15 protein-coding genes and 2 pseudogenes are annotated in these 15,724 nt (G+C 66.1%); 4 read left to right on the forward strand and 13 right to left on the reverse strand.

Annotation, left to right across the window (positions count from 1 at the left end):
- Position 1: 1 nt before the first annotated feature.
- The 10 genes and pseudogenes from LRS07_RS19490 to gtdA form a co-directional block, all read right to left on the reverse strand.
- On the reverse strand, positions 2-727 hold the full coding sequence (locus LRS07_RS19490) for an ABC transporter ATP-binding protein (protein WP_260499581.1): 726 nt from the start codon (positions 725-727) through the stop codon (positions 2-4).
- Positions 728-729: 2 nt separating this feature from the next.
- Entirely contained in the window at positions 730-957 is a 228-nt protein-coding gene (locus tag LRS07_RS22370) for an ABC transporter ATP-binding protein C-terminal domain-containing protein (RefSeq protein ID WP_409450656.1), read from the reverse strand.
- Positions 958-1,011: 54 nt separating this feature from the next.
- Positions 1,012-1,410, reverse strand: a pseudogene (locus tag LRS07_RS22375) (ATP-binding cassette domain-containing protein); the annotation flags it as partial.
- A 68-nt stretch (positions 1,411-1,478) separates the two neighbouring features.
- Positions 1,479-2,360 carry a branched-chain amino acid ABC transporter permease gene (locus tag LRS07_RS19500; RefSeq protein WP_312028328.1) on the reverse strand — a complete coding sequence of 294 codons (882 nt, stop codon included), beginning with the start codon at positions 2,358-2,360 and terminating at the stop codon, positions 1,479-1,481.
- A gap of 139 nt (positions 2,361-2,499) precedes the next feature.
- Positions 2,500-3,420, reverse strand: a complete 921-nt coding sequence (locus tag LRS07_RS19505) for a branched-chain amino acid ABC transporter permease (RefSeq protein ID WP_260499583.1) — start codon at positions 3,418-3,420, stop codon at positions 2,500-2,502.
- A gap of 9 nt (positions 3,421-3,429) precedes the next feature.
- Positions 3,430-4,588 (reverse strand): annotated as a pseudogene (locus LRS07_RS19510) (ABC transporter substrate-binding protein).
- An 87-nt stretch (positions 4,589-4,675) separates the two neighbouring features.
- Positions 4,676-5,158 (reverse strand): aromatic-ring-hydroxylating dioxygenase subunit beta, encoded by a 483-nt coding sequence (locus tag LRS07_RS19515; RefSeq protein WP_260499584.1) that lies wholly within the window; start codon positions 5,156-5,158, stop codon positions 4,676-4,678.
- Between the two features lie 4 nt (positions 5,159-5,162).
- The gene (locus LRS07_RS19520; RefSeq protein WP_260499585.1) at positions 5,163-6,422 is read right to left on the reverse strand and encodes an aromatic ring-hydroxylating dioxygenase subunit alpha; all 1,260 of its coding nucleotides are present in this window, start codon (positions 6,420-6,422) and stop codon (positions 5,163-5,165) included.
- A gap of 28 nt (positions 6,423-6,450) precedes the next feature.
- Positions 6,451-7,146 (reverse strand): fumarylacetoacetate hydrolase family protein, encoded by a 696-nt coding sequence (locus LRS07_RS19525; RefSeq protein ID WP_260499586.1) that lies wholly within the window; start codon positions 7,144-7,146, stop codon positions 6,451-6,453.
- A gap of 29 nt (positions 7,147-7,175) precedes the next feature.
- Positions 7,176-8,219: a gentisate 1,2-dioxygenase gene (gtdA, locus tag LRS07_RS19530; protein WP_260499587.1), complete on the reverse strand. Its 1,044-nt coding sequence runs from the start codon at positions 8,217-8,219 to the stop codon at positions 7,176-7,178.
- 192 nt (positions 8,220-8,411) lie between these two features.
- On the opposite strand from gtdA, the gene LRS07_RS19535 reads away from it, so the two are divergent.
- Both LRS07_RS19535 and LRS07_RS19540 read left to right on the forward strand, forming a co-directional pair.
- On the forward strand, positions 8,412-9,332 hold the full coding sequence (locus tag LRS07_RS19535; protein WP_260499588.1) for a LysR family transcriptional regulator: 921 nt from the start codon (positions 8,412-8,414) through the stop codon (positions 9,330-9,332).
- 236 nt (positions 9,333-9,568) lie between these two features.
- Positions 9,569-10,495: an IS5 family transposase gene (locus LRS07_RS19540; protein ID WP_260499589.1), complete on the forward strand. Its 927-nt coding sequence runs from the start codon at positions 9,569-9,571 to the stop codon at positions 10,493-10,495.
- A gap of 1,015 nt (positions 10,496-11,510) precedes the next feature.
- Here the strand turns inward: LRS07_RS19540 and LRS07_RS19545 are convergent.
- A complete protein-coding gene (locus LRS07_RS19545) occupies positions 11,511-11,810 on the reverse strand; it encodes a hypothetical protein (protein ID WP_260499590.1) in 300 nt (99 codons plus the stop codon).
- Positions 11,811-12,325: 515 nt separating this feature from the next.
- Positions 12,326-12,496, reverse strand: a complete 171-nt coding sequence (locus LRS07_RS19550) for a hypothetical protein (protein ID WP_260499591.1) — start codon at positions 12,494-12,496, stop codon at positions 12,326-12,328.
- A gap of 121 nt (positions 12,497-12,617) precedes the next feature.
- Here LRS07_RS19550 and LRS07_RS19555 point away from each other — a divergent pair, with 121 nt between their 5' ends.
- Positions 12,618-13,406, forward strand: a complete 789-nt coding sequence (locus LRS07_RS19555; RefSeq protein WP_260499592.1) for a helix-turn-helix transcriptional regulator — start codon at positions 12,618-12,620, stop codon at positions 13,404-13,406.
- A 27-nt stretch (positions 13,407-13,433) separates the two neighbouring features.
- Positions 13,434-14,531: a fatty acid desaturase gene (locus tag LRS07_RS19560; RefSeq protein WP_260499593.1), complete on the forward strand. Its 1,098-nt coding sequence runs from the start codon at positions 13,434-13,436 to the stop codon at positions 14,529-14,531.
- Here LRS07_RS19560 and mnmH read toward each other — a convergent pair.
- Positions 14,521-15,597, reverse strand: a complete 1,077-nt coding sequence (gene mnmH, locus LRS07_RS19565; protein ID WP_260499594.1) for a tRNA 2-selenouridine(34) synthase MnmH — start codon at positions 15,595-15,597, stop codon at positions 14,521-14,523. The genes LRS07_RS19560 and mnmH overlap by 11 nt on opposite strands.
- Positions 15,598-15,724: the final 127 nt, after the last annotated feature.

The following is a 15,724-nucleotide window of genomic DNA, read 5'->3' on the forward strand; positions in this document are numbered from 1 at the left end:
GTCAGACACCCAGGTACTGCTGGACGATGGCGGGTTGGGCGTGCAGCGCGGCCGAGTCGCCCTGCCACACCACGCGGCCCTTTTCTAGCACGTAATGCCGGTCGGCCAGCGGCAGCAGCCGCTTGACGTTCTTGTCGATGACGATCTGCGCCAGCCCCTCCTGCTTCAGCGTGGCCAGCGTGCGCCAGATCTCGTCGCGGATCACCGGCGCCAGGCCCTCGGTGGCCTCGTCGAGCACCAGCAAGGTGGGGTTGGTCATCAGCGCGCGGCCGATGGCCAGCATCTGCTGCTCGCCGCCGGACAGCTGCCAGCCCAGGTTGTGCCGCCGCTCCTTGAGCCGCGGCCACAGGGCGTACACCCGCTCCAGCGTCCAGGGCGCGCGGCCGTCGTCGGTCCTTGGCCGGCGCGCGGTGGCGACCAGGTTCTCCTCCACCGACAGGTCGGTGAAGATCTGCCGGCCCTCGGGCACCAGGGACAACCCCTCGCGGGCGATGCGGTGCGACGCGTGCCCGTTGACCGGTCGGCCGCGCACCTCGACGTGGCCGCCCAGCACGGGCAGCATGCCGAACAGGCACTTGATCGTGGTCGAACGGCCCATGCCGTTGCGGCCTAGCAGCGTCACGACCTGGCCGGGATGGACCTCGAAGCCGATGTCGAACAGCACCTGCGCGCGGCCGTAGCCGGCCTGCAGGCCGCGAACGGCGAGAAGCGGGTGGGACGCCGCCATGGTCAGACCTCCTCCTCGCCGAGGTAGACCGCACGGACCTCGGGGTGGTTGCGGATCTCGTCGGGCGAGCCGGTGAACATCAGGCGGCCGTAAACCAGCACCGAGATCCGGTCGGCCAGCGCGAACACGGCGTCCATGTCGTGCTCCACCAGCAGGATGGTGTAGCGCCCCTTCAGCCGCCGCAGCAGCGCCACCACGGCCGCCGACTCCTGGACGCTCATGCCGGCCATCGGCTCGTCGAGCAGCAGGAGCTTCGGCTGGGCGGCCAGCGCGATGGCCAGCTCGAGCTGCCGGCGCTGGCCGTAGGCCAGCTCGCCGGCGGGCAGGTCGGCTTGCGGCGACAGGCCGGCGGCATCCACCGCCTCCTCGCCCGCCGCGCGGGCCACGCGGTCGCCGAGCAGCGGCCGCCAGAACTGCCAGGCGTGGCGCCTGGCCGCCAGCGCCGCCAGCGTGGCGTTCTCGAGCACGGTGAACTCCTCGAACACCGAGGTGATCTGGTACGACCGCAGCAGCCCCGAGCGGGCCCGCTGGTGCACCGGCAGGGCCGTCACGTCGACGCCGTCGAAGCGGACCTGGCCCTGGTCCGGCGCCAGTTCGCCGCTCAACTGGTTGATGAGCGTGGTCTTGCCGGCGCCGTTGGGGCCGATCACGGCATGAATCTCGCCGGGCCGCACGTCGAGCGTCACCTCGTCGGTGACCTGCAGCGCGCCATATCGCTTGACCAGGCGGTCGGTTTGCAGCGCGGTGGCCATCACGCGCCTCCCTTCGTCACCACCGTGGCCGCGTCGGCCTTGGCCCCCGGCCGGATGCGGCGCGGCGCCCCTCGGTCCAGGAAGCCGGCCACGCCACGTCGGCCGGCCAGGGCGATCAGCACGATCAACGGACCGAACACCACCAGCCAGTGCTCGGTCAGGCCCTTGAGCACCTCTTCCGCGCACAGGTACACCACCGCCCCGACCAGCGGGCCCACGACGCTGCCCATGCCGCCCAGCACCACCATCACGATGAGCTCGCCCGACACCGTCCAGGCCATGGTGCTGGGCGAGGCGAAGGCGTTGAGGTTGGCCATCAGCAGGCCCGCCACGCCGCACACCGCGCCGGAGAGGACGAACGCCGCCAGCTGGATGCGCTTGGAGCGCAGGCCGATGGCATCGATGCGGCGCGCGTTCTGCCTCGCCCCGCGCAACGCCATGCCGAAGGGCGCCTGTCGCAGCCGCGCCATCCACCAGGTCAACAGCGCCAACAGCACCCAGCCCACGGCGTAGAGCGCCGTCAGCGACCCCAGGCTCAGCGGCCCGAAGCGGCTGGGCGCCGGGATGGGCAGGCCATCGTCGCCGCCGTACTGCTTCAGGCTGACGAACAGGAAGTAGCCCATCTGCGCGAAGGCGAGCGTGATCATGATGAAGCCCATGCCGGAGGTGCGCAGGCTCACCGCGCCCACGATCAGCGCCACCAGCGCGCTGCCCCCGACGCACAGCGCAAGGTGGACCCAGCCGTTATCGATGCCGTGGTGCGACGGCAGCGCGACCGCGTAGCTGCCCAGGCCCAGGAACAGGGCATGGCCGAAGCTAACCAGCCCGCCGTAACCCAGCGCGAGGTTGAGCGAGGTCGCGGCGATCGCATAGACCAGCACACGGGCGAAGAACGACGTCCAGAACGGCTGCTCCAGCGCCGAGGCCAGCGGGGGGGACGGCGGCCAGCAGGCCCAGCAGCACCAGCAGCGGGACGGACGAGGGGATGCGTTGGAAGGTCTGATTCATCACCGATCCCGCTCAGCGGCGTCCGGCCGGGAACAGGCCCTGCGGACGCAGGGCCAGCACCAGCGCCATCAGCACATAGACGCTCATCGACGCCAGCGCCGGTCCGGCCGCGTCCGCCACCGACCGCTCGGCGACCTGTCGCAGCAGCAGCGGCAGGAAGACGCGCCCCAGCGTGTCGACCAGGCCGACGATCAGCGACGCGTACAGCGCGCCGGAGACGGAGCCGATGCCACCGATCACGATGACCACCAGGGTGGTGATGAGCACCGGCTCGCCCATGCCGGATTGCACGGCCAGCACCGGCCCGGCCATCGCGCCCGCGAGGCCGGCGAGCATGGCGCCCACGCCGAACAGCAGGGCGTTGAGCAACCCGATGTTGATGCCCAGGGCGCCCACCATCTGCGGATTCTGGGCGCCGGCGCGGATCAGCATGCCCACGCGGGTGCGGTGGATCAGCCAGTACGAGGCGGCGGCCACCGCCAGACCGGTCAGGATGATCAGGAAGCGGTAGGCGGGGTAGGCGAAGCCAAACAGGTCCACCGTGCCGCTGAGCGACTCGGGGACCTGCACGAACAGGGGCTGCGGACCCCAGATCAGCCGCACCACCTCGTTGAAGAACATGACCAGGCCGAAGGTGGCCAGCACGTGGTCGAGGTGGTCGCGCCGGTACAGCCGCGACACCACCGAGACCTCCAGCAGCAGGCCGACGCCGAACGCCACCGCGGCCGCGCCCAGCACGGCCAGGATGAACGACCCGATGGCCCCGTAGAGCAGCGCGCCGGCGTACGCGCCGACCATGTACAGCGAGCCGTGCGCCAGGTTGACGAAACTCATGATGCCGAAGACCAGCGTCAGCCCGGCGGCGAGTAGGAACAGCAGCACCCCGTACTGCAGGCCGTTCAACACCTGCGCCAGCAGGAGGGTGATGGACATGGAGGGTCCTCAGGGCAGGTTGCACTGCGCCGCGTAGGCGTCGGCATGGTCCGCGAGCGGCGTGCCGATCTGCTTGGTCGCCACCTTCGCACCGTCCTTGACGGTCTCGAAGGCGTAGTAGTTCTGCACCGGCATGTTGTTCTTGCCGAAGCGGAACGGACCGCGCACCGACTTGAACTCGCCGCCGGCGGCCTTGACGGCCGCCGCCAGCTTCTTCGTGTCACCACCGGCCTTCTTCATCGCCACGTCGAGCAGGTTGGCCGCGTCGTAGCCGGTGGCGGCGTAGAGGCTGGGCGTGCGCTTGTAGCGGGCTTCGAAGGCGCTCACGAACCTCTGGTTCTCGGGCGTGGCCAGCGCCGCGTCGTACATCGCGCCGCTCACCGTGCCGGCCGCGGCGTCGCGCAGCGACGGCAGCGTCGTGCCGTCCACGGTGAACACCGAGTACAGCGGCAGCTTGCCGGTCAGGCCGGCCTGGCTCATCTGCTTGACGAAGTTGACGCCCATGCCGCCGGGATAGAACACGAACACCGCCTCTGGCTTGGCCGCCTGCAGCTGCGCGATCTCCGCCGAGTAGTCGGGCTGGTTGACCTGCGTGTAGACCTCGTCGACCACCTGCCCGCGGTAGAAGCGCTTGAAGCCGGCGAGCATGTCCTTGCCCGCCTGGTAGTTGGGCGCCATCAGGTAGATGCGCTTGATGCCGCGGTCCTGCGCGAACTTGCCCATGGCCTCGGCGGCACCGTCGTTCTGCCACGCCAGGGAGAACACGTTGGGCTTGCACTGCGCCCCGGCGAGGGGAGACGGACCGGCATTCGTCGCGACCGCGACCACGCCGGATTCCACCAGCCGCGGCAGGCTGCCCATGAACACGTTGGAGAACGACAGGCCGACGATCGCGTCCACCTTGTCCTTCTCGATGAACTTGCGCACGATCTGCTGGCCGAGCTCGGGCCGGAGCTGGTCGTCCTCGCGCAGCACGGTCGCGGTCCGCCCCCCCGAGCTTGCCGCCTAGCTGCTCCAGCGCGAGCATGAAGCCGTCCACCTGGTCCTGGCCGACCAGCGCCTGCGGCCCCGACAAGGGCGCCATGAGGCCAACGCTGGTCGCGCTGGCGCCGACGCACGACGCGCACAGCGCCCAGGCCGCCAGGTGGCGGAGGGTAGAGATCGTCATCGTTGTCTCCGGATAGTCTTGTCTGGCCATGGGCCGCCGCACCGCCCGTCGCGCGCGGAGCTCCGCACGCGACGCGTCCCCATCCGTCTAGATGGGGTAGATGATGGAGTTGGGGATCATTTCGCTGTCGTAGATGCACTCGCGCGACGCGAACTTCAGGCCCGCCGGCGTCTTGACCACGACGTCCAGGTAGCGGCCGACGTTGAACACCGTCGACAGCTCCGACAGCTTGGTGCGGAAGACGGCGTAGTTGGCCTCGCACTGGAAGCGACCCGGCTCGGCGGCACGCACCACGGGCTGGCCCACCACATGGCGCTGGTAGTACGGATCGTGGAACAGCGTCTCCTTGATGCCGTAGACCCGGTCCTTGAGCATGCCCTTGCTGGTGAAGGACATGGTCGCCAGCGGGAAGCCGCGCTCATGGTTCTCACGCGGCTGCAGCCGGTACAGGCACTCGTCGGTGAAGAACTCCGGCCACAGGTCCCAGTTGTTGGAATCGACGGCGCTGGCGTAATCCGCGTAGAGCTGGTTGAGGGCGAACCAATCTTCGAAGTTGACGTTCGAGCTCATGACGTCAGGCCTCCATGACATCGCGCCAGTACCGGTACATGCCTCGGATCAGCGTCTCCGTGACCATGTGCTCGGCGTCCTCCACCCCGTGCCCGCCGAGCTCCGCCACCATGCGGTGGAACGGCTTGCTCTCGAAGGACTCCTGCGAGAACTCGATGACCTCGCCGTCGTCGGCCGACACGAAGCCGGCCGGGCCGAACAGGTTGGCCTGGCGCAGCCGCCGCTGGGTCATCTCCTCGCTGTCGTCCTCGAAGCCGAAGTGGGTCCACACGAAGTCGAAGCTGCCCCTCCCATCGGGCTGGATGTGACGCGTCGACACGCTGTTGACCTGCTGCTGCAGGATCACGCTCGGGAAGATGGTCATCATGACGGCCGTGGGCCCGCCCCACCAGGGCTCCTGCACGATGTCGAGGAAGCTGGCGTCGTTGAGCTTCATGGACTCCTTGAAGCTCGACACCTGGGTCACCTGCTCGGCCTTTCCGGCGGTGCCGCGCGTCGAGATCATCGCGGCGTGGCGGCGCTTCTTGTCCATGCGCAGCTGCGACTTGTTGTCCGCCCGCCAAAGGCCGAAGGTGACGAACCAGGTGTGCAGCAGGCCCGGGTGATACGGGTCCTTGATGTTCTCCTGCATCAGCTTCCAGTTGCCCGGGATGCGCTGTCGGTTGTAGCCGAGGATCTTCAGCTGCCGGCCGTTGAACAGGCGGTCGAAGTAGCCGAGGATGGTCGGGCCGAGGAAGTCCTCGAACGGTTCCACGTCGTGGTCGAAGGAGGCGAACACCACGCCGCCTCGCCGGGCCACCTTGAGCTTGGTCAGGCCGTGGTCCTCGGTCTTGAAGTCGGCCGGCATGCCGCCGAGCACCTGGCCGTCCTGGCGCACTCCGCGGCGGAACGCCACGCCCTGCAGGTCGCCCTTGGCCGAGTAGCTCCACTGGTGGTAGGGGCAGACGAAGTTGCGTCGGTTGCCGTGCCGCTCGCGAAGGAACCGCATGCCGCGGTGGGCGCACACGTTCTCGATCACGTGGATGGAGCCGTCGGCGTCGCGCGTCATGATTACCGAGCGTTCACCGATCACCGTGCGCTTGAAGTCGCCGACGTTGGGCACCTCGGCCTCCAGGCCGACATAGCACCAGTGGCCCTTGTAGAAAAGGCGCTCCAGCTCGCGCTTGTAGATCTCGTCGCTGGTGTAGGCCAGGAACGGGATGCGGTGCGTGCCGTCGCCTTCCCAGTGGGGCTGGGTCGGAAAGATGGTGGACGTCTCGCTCATGATGTGCCTCCTGCGCGGGGTGGGCCTCTCAGCCCTCGACGCGAACTTCGATCTGGCCGATGCCGTCGACCGCGCCGACCATCGTGTCGCCGGCGACAACCGCGTTGACCCCTTCCGGGGTGCCGGTCATCAGGATGTCGCCAGGCTCCAGCGCCTCGAACCGGGACAGCTCGGCGATGCACTCGGCCACCGACCAGATGAGCTTGTCGATGTCGGAGCTCTGGCGCGGCTGGCCGTTGACGGTCAGCGTGATGGCGGCCGACGACGGATGGCCGATGTCCGCCGCCCGCTTCAAGGCACCGATGGGCGCCGACAGGGCGAACGACTTGCCGAACTCCCACGGGCGGCCCTTGTCGCGCGCGTCGAGCTGCAGGTCGCGGCGCGTCATGTCCAGGCCGACGGCATAGCCGTAGACGTGGGCCAGCGCCTCGGCCACCGAGATGTCGCGCCCGCCGGTGCCGATGGCCACCACCAATTCGATCTCGTGGTGGAAGTTCTTGGTCTGCGGCGGGTAGGGGATGGTCCGGGTCCGTTCGGCATCGATCACCGCGTTGGCCGGCTTCATGAAGAAGAACGGCGGCTCGCGGTCGGGGTCCTTGCCCATCTCGCGGGCATGGGCCGCGTAGTTGCGGCCGACGCAGAAGACCCGGTTGACCGGGAAGCGCTCTTCACGGCCGGCGACCGCGAGCGTGTGGATCGGGGCCGGTTCGACGGCGTACTTCATGGTCATGGTCCTTTTGATCTGGCGCCGCGTCAGAGGCGTTCCTCACGCCACAGGCCGAGGGCCTGCTGCACGGGGCGGTCGGAGAAGCTGAAGAAAATCGTGTCGCGCTGCGCGCGCAACTGCACGGTGTGCCAGGACGGCACGACGAAGACGTCGTTTTCCTCCACCTGCCACACCTGCTCGCCCACCCGTACCTCGGCCCCGCCTTGGAGGCAGACGTGCACGGTGCCGTCGGTGGAGCGCAGCGGCCGCGTCTCGAAGCCGGCCGGCAGCCATTGCGCGAAGGCGCCGATGGTGGGCATTGGCGAGGCGCCGGTGGCCGGGTTCACGTAGCGCAGCTTGAAGCCGTCGTGCGCGTTCGGCGCGCCGCCGGCGATGGCCTTCAGCGACGCGCGGGTGCGCTCGAACGGGTAGACGAAGACCCGCGTCGGCTCGGCCGGCTTGGGCTGGTAGTCCACCGGCACCATGTTCGCGCCGTAGCGCGCCAGGGCGTCGCCCTCGGGTCGCGTCTGGCCCTGCGACAGCTGCTCGCTCTTTTCCGCGAACCCCGCGTCCAGGAAGCGGACGATGGGAATGTCCAGCCCGTCCAGCCACACCACCGGCTCGCGACCGAGGTTGCCGTGGTCGTGCCAGGTCCAGGCGGGTGTGATGATGAAGTCGCCGCGGCGCATGGTGGTGCGTTCGCCGTCGACGGCGGTGTAGGCCCCTTCGCCGTCGAGCACCAGCCGCAGCGCGGACTGGGTGTGCCGGTGCGCGGGCGCGACCTCGCCGGGCATGATGAGCTGCAGCCCGGCGTACAGCGACTGCGTGATGCACGACCGACCGCGCAGCGCCGGGTTTTCCAGGATCAGCACCCGCCGCTCGGCCTCTTCCGCCGTGATCAGCCGGCCGGCCTCCATCACGTGCTCGCGCAGGCTGGCGTAGTGCCAGAGGGCGGCCTGCAGCGGCGAGCGGGGCTGCGGCGGCACCAGCGACGACAGCACCTCCCACAGCGGGGTCATGCTGTTGCGGTCGATGCGCTCGTAGAACGCCGCGCGCTCCTGCGCGACGTCGGGACCAACGACTGAGGACATCCTGTCTCCTTGCTGCTTCTGCGGCTCGGGTGGCCGCGGGCCATGCCTGCAACAGCCTTCTTCCGTCATGACGCGGATCAAGATCGCGACTCAATCCCCGAGCCGGAATGTTCGGCGGCCTGCCGCCGTACGCCAAGCCAGCGGCATGAATATCATCTATCACCGTCAATGATGATGCGCCCGAAGACCACGATGGAATTGCATGAGCTGGACCTGAACCTGCTCGTCGTCTTCAATCAGTTGCTGCTGGAGCGGCGCGTCTCTCGGGTCGCGGAAACGCTCGGGGTGACGCAACCCGCGGTCAGCAACTCGCTGGCCAAGCTCCGCCGGCTGCTCGGCGACGAGCTGTTCCTTCGCACGCCCAAGGGGATGGAGCCGACGCCCTATGCCGAACAGCTGGCGGAGTCGGTCACGTACGCCCTGGGCATGATCCACAGCGGCATCAACCAGTCGACGAACTTCGACCCGGCGACCGCGGTACGGGCCTTCACCATCGGCATGACCGACATCGGGGAGATCTACTTCCTGCCGCCGCTGATGGACCGGATCAAGCGCGAGGCGCCCGGCATCCGGCTGAGCACCGTGCGCAACGCCGCCGTCAACCTGCGCGACGAACTGGAGGCCGGCAAGGTGGACCTGGCCATCGGCCTGCTGCCGCAGCTGCGGGCCGGCTTCTTCCAGCGCCGCCTCTTCTCGCAGAGCTACGTGTGCCTGATGCGCCGCGGGCACCGCCTCGACAAGCGGCGCATCACCCTGGCGGAGTACTCGGCCGCCGAGCACCTGGTGGTGGTGTCCGCCGACACCGGCCACGGCCGGGTGGACGAGCTGCTGACGCGCAGCGGCGTCGAGCGCCAGGTCCGGCTGACGGTGCCGCACTTCGTCGGCGTCGGCCACATCCTCCAGGCATCGGACCTCGTCAGCACGGTGCCGGAGCGGCTGGCCGACCGGCTGCTGGTCCCGTTTGGCCTGTCCAAGGTGCCGCACCCGGCCAAGCTGCCGGACGTCGCGCTGAACGTGTTCTGGCACGCCAAGTTCCACCGGTCTGCGGCCAACCGCTGGCTGCGCAGCGTGGTGTTCGAACTTTTTGGGAGCGGGTCAACTCGGGACCCGTGAGGCAATACTGAGTTTCGGCGCGCTTAAGTTAAAGTATTGCGGGACAGGACTTGGGTAAAGAGAGGTAGCGTTGGGCTTAGTAACGTGCTTGTCCGTTGCTTTGCCAAAGTCCCCAAGCTCCGCCAGCCTAAGGAAGGTCTGCAAAACCTCTGGTCCATCCGACTGGTGCGCCGCGTGATGGCGTAGGACGATGCGGGGCATGGATCAGATGGATTGGCCTGGACCCGCTGCCCAAGATGACCCGCAAGGAGGTCTTCCTCGACGAGATGAACGAGGTCGTGCCCTGGGCAGAGCTGGTAGCGTTGATCAAGCCGCACGCGCGAGGAGCACACCAGGCGCTGGGAGGACGACCGCCGTTCCCCATCGAGGTGATGCTGCGCATCCACTGCCTGCAGCTGTGGTCGAACCTGAGCGATCCGGCCATGGAAGAGGAACTGCACGAGCGTCCTCTGTACCGCCGTTTCGTGGGCTTGGATGGTGCGGCCCGCATGCCCGACGAGAGCACCATCTTGCGGTTCCGGCACCTGTTGGAGAAGCACGACTTCGCGCCGCAGGTGCTGGGCACCATCAACGCGGGCCTGGCCAAGCACGGCCTGATGCTCAGGACCGGCACCGTGGTGGACGCCACCATCATCGCCGCGCCGAGTTCGACCAAGAACAAGGACGGCCAACGCGATCCCGAGATGCACCAGACCAAGAAGGGCAAGCAGTGGCACTTCGGCATGAAGGCGCACATCGGGGTGGATGCCGACTCGGGGCTGGTGCACACGGTCATCGGCACGGCCGCCAACGTCAATGACGTGACGCAGGCCGGTGCGCTGCTGCACGGACAAGAAGAGACTGCCTTCGGCGACGCCGGCTACCAGGGTGCGCACAAGCGGCCCGACGCCGCCGGCCCGGCGTGGCACGTCGCCATGCGCACGGGACTACGGCGCAAGCTCAACCCGTTCATCGAGCCGGATTTCATCGCCGAGCAACTCGAGAAGACCAAAGCCAGGGTGCGGGCCAAGGTCGAGCACCCCTTCCGGATCGTCAAGCAGCAGTTCGGCTACGCCAAGGTGCGCTACCGCGGCCTGCTCAAGAACACCGCGCGGCTGACAATGCTGTTCGCACTGAGCAACCTGTGGATGGCACGGCGGCAGGTGCTTGGAGCGCGGGGATGAGTGCGTCTGGGATGCGGCGCTGGGGGACAGAACACGTCGAAATCGTGTCCCACCCCCCGCGCGATTCGCTCACGAAGTCAGCGGATCCCGCATCACGACACGCCAGCGGCAAGCACAACGCCTCCGAGCGTCGTGGGCGGGGTATTGCAGACCTTCCCTAAGCCCAACGCCAGCAGGTTCGGCGGCCCAAAGGCAGTCCGGCTCGATTGCGGCGATGACGTCATAGCGGCAGCACCGGTTCGTGGCGCATTACGGCCAGGAACGCCCAGCCCTCCAGGCCACTCCCGCTTCAATTGCGAGAACATGTGTGTAATTGGCTGCAAGTCGGACGGCAAGTCGGCATTGACTTCTCTGGCGTTGCCCATGCCCTAAGCCGTGGCTCCGACGCGGTCAGGAGCCAGCCCCTTCGACCTAGGCAAGATGGAGCTCCGCCCGTCGAACTGGTCGATATAAGACTGACTCAGCAGTGGCCCAACCAGCACGCGGAATAATCTCACTGCTTTCGCCCCGCCCCAGGGACGAACAGCCGCTGGTCGAGCGCGTCGCACGGTGCGGCGGTGTGTCGAGCGGGACGGGCAACGTCATGGACGACATCACGTTCTCAGCGTAGCCCACGTTGGTGAGCGTCATCATCGCGACGCCGGTTTCGGCGATGGACGCCAGTGCGTCCATCCCTGCATTGGTTGCAGTGACGCGTGGAGGACTGAGCGACCCTTTTGCACAACTGAATTCGTTTCGTAGAGCGCGGAGCGCACCCGGGTCCGGCTTGCACTCAGAATGCCGCGGCCCTCACACGGAAGCATGTCCCCGTGTCGCAATGCCACGAGCTCCATTCGCGCAAAGTGATAGTTGTGACTAGCAATCATTTTTCTGCCAGTTTTCACTCGAAATTCATCGCTGCAACCGTCCCAACGTCAGCCTAATCTGTTGCGCACTGAGTGCCTAGGTCTACATGCGCACACCCATGGCAGGTTTCACGCGACGGGTAACAGCAGCCTCACGACGACGTCGCCAATCAGACGGTCGCCTTTAAGAGCATTCCTATGACCAGAAGGATAAGAAGCGGCCGGCCCCACCGCCAAAACGTGAAGGCATACCGTTCGTTCAGCCACACCGCTCTATGAAGTCTCTGCAGTACCGACGTGGACAACAGCGCAACGGCCACAGGTCCGCCCAAACCGGTCGACCATGGCGCATGCAGCACCGCGATGATCAACAGACCGGGCCACGCGACCGCGTCGATGGCTGCCAACACGCGGCGCCCTGGCCAGTACGCCGCATCTGGACGTGCTTGCCGCTGTATGAGCACGAACATCGGAACCTCCCAAAATCGTCTTTCCAGCCTATTCGCTGCTCGTTGGAACTCGGAAGCGCACGGTATCGGAGTGTTGGCCTGCTCGATGTCCATCAACCTGACTCCGCCCGTAGGCCACCCAGTCGACGACCGCACCGCCTGGCTTACCAATTGAAACGGTTGGCCGCTGGACAGGGCCCCACTTCTATCGCTATCACTGGCATCGGTAAGCAGCCGACCGCGCCAACTTGCTGGCGATCCGGTCGACAACGGCGTCGCATAGAGCGGCAGTTCGAGCTTGAGGAACGCCATGGCACTGAGGCTCCCGCTGGAATCGGAACTCGCCATCTGCTGCCCCCACTGTCGGCACTGCGAAACCGACGAGTTCGAGACGTTTGTGCCCCGCTACATCGGGGCCACTCGCTGCGCTGGGTGCAGACGTCCCTTCACGAGCTTGCTGATGGAGTGCGACGCATGTGGCGAAGAGCACGTCTTCGCTTGGGAACACCAGCCCTCGGCGCTCGTTGTTCGACATCTCACTTGCCCTGCTTGCTCGCGTAGCTATGACGACGCCCAGACCGCCTACTCCCCGGCGCACCTTCACTGGTAAGGAGAGGGCAGAGTTCATTCGCAGCGATGACGGCAATGTCAGCTTCGCGCTTGCGCGTGCCGCAGACGGTCTCTTCGTCGAGCGGGTTCAGCTTCATGGCGGTCGACATCGAACGGTCCACGTCACCCGGTTTGAAGACGAGCAGAGCTTCGACACCTGGTGCAACTGCGACCCGCTACGGTTCGACTATCCGTTGGTCCACGTGAGGCTGAGGAGAAATGGCGGCAGACTGCTTCGCGGAGAAGGCTAGCGTTACTGCGCTCGTCGACTTCACCGGCCGCGCGGACTACCTTTCCGTGGCCGGGGATGTGATTCGCCGAGTTCCGGAAGCGGTGGACGAGACGCAGGCCCTGGCACTCTTATGCGAGGCGACGGATCGACTTGGCGCCGACGCCTCGGCGTTTGTCAGCTTCATTCGAGACGATGTGTCGCACGAGTCATACCGGTTCCTGCTTGCCTGCGATCCGACATGGTGCCTTGAGTACGAGCGCCGGTGCTGGTACGCGAACGACCCGTGGCTCGCGTATGCCCTCAGGCACAGTGAGCCGGCGCGTGCAAGTGAAATTCCAATCACGTCTCGGCAGCAGCGGGACGCTGTCGAACTCGCCATGCAGTATGGTTTCCAGTCGGCTGCCATCATCCCGGCCCCTTCCAGCGGCGGGCTGTCAAGATTGGGTGTGCTCTGCCTTGGTTCCGCGACTGCTGGGTTCTATGAGGGCGACGGTTTCACCATATTTAAACTGGCGGCACGTCCCCTCGCCATGGAATTGCACGAGTGGTGGATCGCCCGCATACGGGCCGAGCTCGTCGCCACCACCAGAGTCACTGCTGAGGATGTTCTGCTCCTTCGTCTCGAACGGCAGGGGCGAAGCACCAAGCACATCGCCGCCGAATTGGACATGTCCACGAGTGCCGTCGACTCACGGTTTCAGCGTTTGAACGTCAAGCTTGGCGTGCCGAACCGGCGGTCCGCTGCAGCTCTTGCGGCAGAGTACGGCCTCATTTGAGAGGACATTCGCCTCGGAGAACCGATTATGCTGCGGCAGTTGTTCCAGGCAAGCGGCTTTCTCTGCATTCTCGTTGCGCCGTCAATGCTCATGATCGGTATCGCGGTCGACACACCGATCCTGGCCTTCGCAGTCATCATGATCGGCCTGCCGCTGTTGCGGCCTCTCACCGGCCCTCTGCCCGATGAGCCGATCCAGTGGCGGGAGTCGATCGCCACGGCGCTCCATCTGCTTCCGGTTGCCTACGGCGCCCTGCTGATCAGCACGATCACTTTTGTTCTGCATGAACTGAGGACCCACGGCATTCCGTCCTTCGGCTATGGCATGGCAATTGGACTAAGCCTGTGGCTGATACTTTTGCTCTCAACTTGCGTGGCGCACGAGTTGATTCACCAACGCCAGCGGCTTCATTGTTGGCTTGGGGTCGCGTTGGCAGGCTTTGCGGGATATCCGCTCCTGCACCAGGAACACTTCGGCCACCATGCAAGGCCTGGGGACACGGAAGGTGCCGCATGGCCACGTACCCACGAGTCGGCATGCAGCTTCGCCGCACGACGCATCAAGGTCACCGTCATGGAGGCATACGGCCCGGCTTCTCCTCTGTGGTTGAGACCGCCCTCAACCAGAGCAACGAGTGCTTTGCGCGTGGCAACCGGTGTCTGCTTGGCGACGGCAGCCGCGTTCTGGATGGCGGCCGGCTTCGGTGGCTTGGTGCTGTATGTCTGCGTGGTAGGGGGTGTCTGCTTTGGTGTTCAACTCATCACCTACATCCAGCACTGGGGACTGGGTGACGATCGACAGGGCGCCTCGGCAACTCAGGGCCTCGGCTGGGAGGACGATTGCCGTCTACAGGCTTGGTTGACGCTTGGGGTCAGCCTGCACCACCAACATCACAAAAGATCTCATCTACCGTACTACCACCTGACCCTCGCCGACGACTCGCCCCGGCTGCCGGCCAATTACGTGATTCTGCTCGTCCTTTGCCTCGTCTTTCCGCTCTGGCTGAGATCGATGCAGCCAGCACTCAAGCACTGGGAGGCAAACCCCTCGGACCCGCGCTCCTCGGGTCGCCGGCTCACGTGCTTCTATGCATACGACAGAAGCAACAAGCCCCTCATTCGTTAAAGCGGTCGACAAGGCGCCGCACCGAATCGCTCAAAGCGTCCCGCTCGAGGCACTTGAGCTCAACATTCTGTTCATCGAGCTTGGCACCATAATGCCCTCGGCTGGAGCGCGCATAGCAGGGGTCGTAGTGCCTGCGCATGACGCTCTCGAACAACTCGTCGACGCGACCCTCCGTGGCCCGCGCCATCCATTCCATGAGCGTCTCCTTTCCGACCAGCGGCTTCAGCGGCTCCAGCTTTCGCACCATCGCCACAGGATCAGCCGTGAAGTGCGGGTAGTCCTCCCGCCATAGCTTCACCCGCTCGGCCATTGGTACGGTTAGGTTGACGACGGGAGAGCGGTGCATTGCCTCGTACAAAGCATCAGGCAACTGCAGGTTGCCGATCTTCTTGCTCTCCGCCTCGATCCAGACCGGCCTCTCAGGATCAAACCCACGCAGCAAATCCACGAGCCTCGTGTCGAACAGCTTCTGCGTCGGCTGCAGTTCGCCAGGGATATCGCCAAGCAATGAGCCGCGGTGGTTCGCCATGCCTTCGAGCTCAAGCACTTGGTGCCCCTGTCGCTGCAGTTCTTGCAAAACCCGCGTCTTACCGCAGCCTGTGGGCCCGCACAACACCCGAAAGCTGAAAGCGCGCGGGAGCGCTTCAAGTCCCTCCCTAACCCACCTGCGGTAGGTCTTCCACCCGCCCGAGAGGACGTCGACCTCGAACCCAATGGTCCTGAGGTTGTCGGCCCAAAGCCGGCTCCGCTTGCCGCCACGGAAGCAGTAGACGAGGAACCGGTCGTTCGGCGAGTACTGGGAGATCAACGGCTTGATCTGCGCCGCGATGTTGCGGAGCGAGTACTCCACGCCGATCAAGTAGGCCGCATGCTTGTCCGTCTTGTGCCTGGTGCCGACCACTGCGTACTCAGCGTCGTCGACCACCGGCAGGTTGATGGCACCCGGGATGTGATCCTCCGCGTACTCGTGCGGAGACCTGGCATCGATGATCAATGAGTAGGACGAGAACTCCCGCACCTCCAGCTGGTGCGGGTGGACCAGCGCCGCAGCGGACTCAAGCTTCATCGACAACTCCCTAGGCCGGCGTCCATAGCCCTGCCTGACACAAAGCATGGTACGCCGCCCACTGATCCAGACATGTCCGTCCGCACCCTCCTGTTGATTTGGCCTCTTGGTCCGAACGTCCTGTTGA

It is taken from the genome of Aquabacterium sp. J223 (assembly GCF_024666615.1).
GTDB lineage: Bacteria > Pseudomonadota > Gammaproteobacteria > Burkholderiales > Burkholderiaceae_C > J223.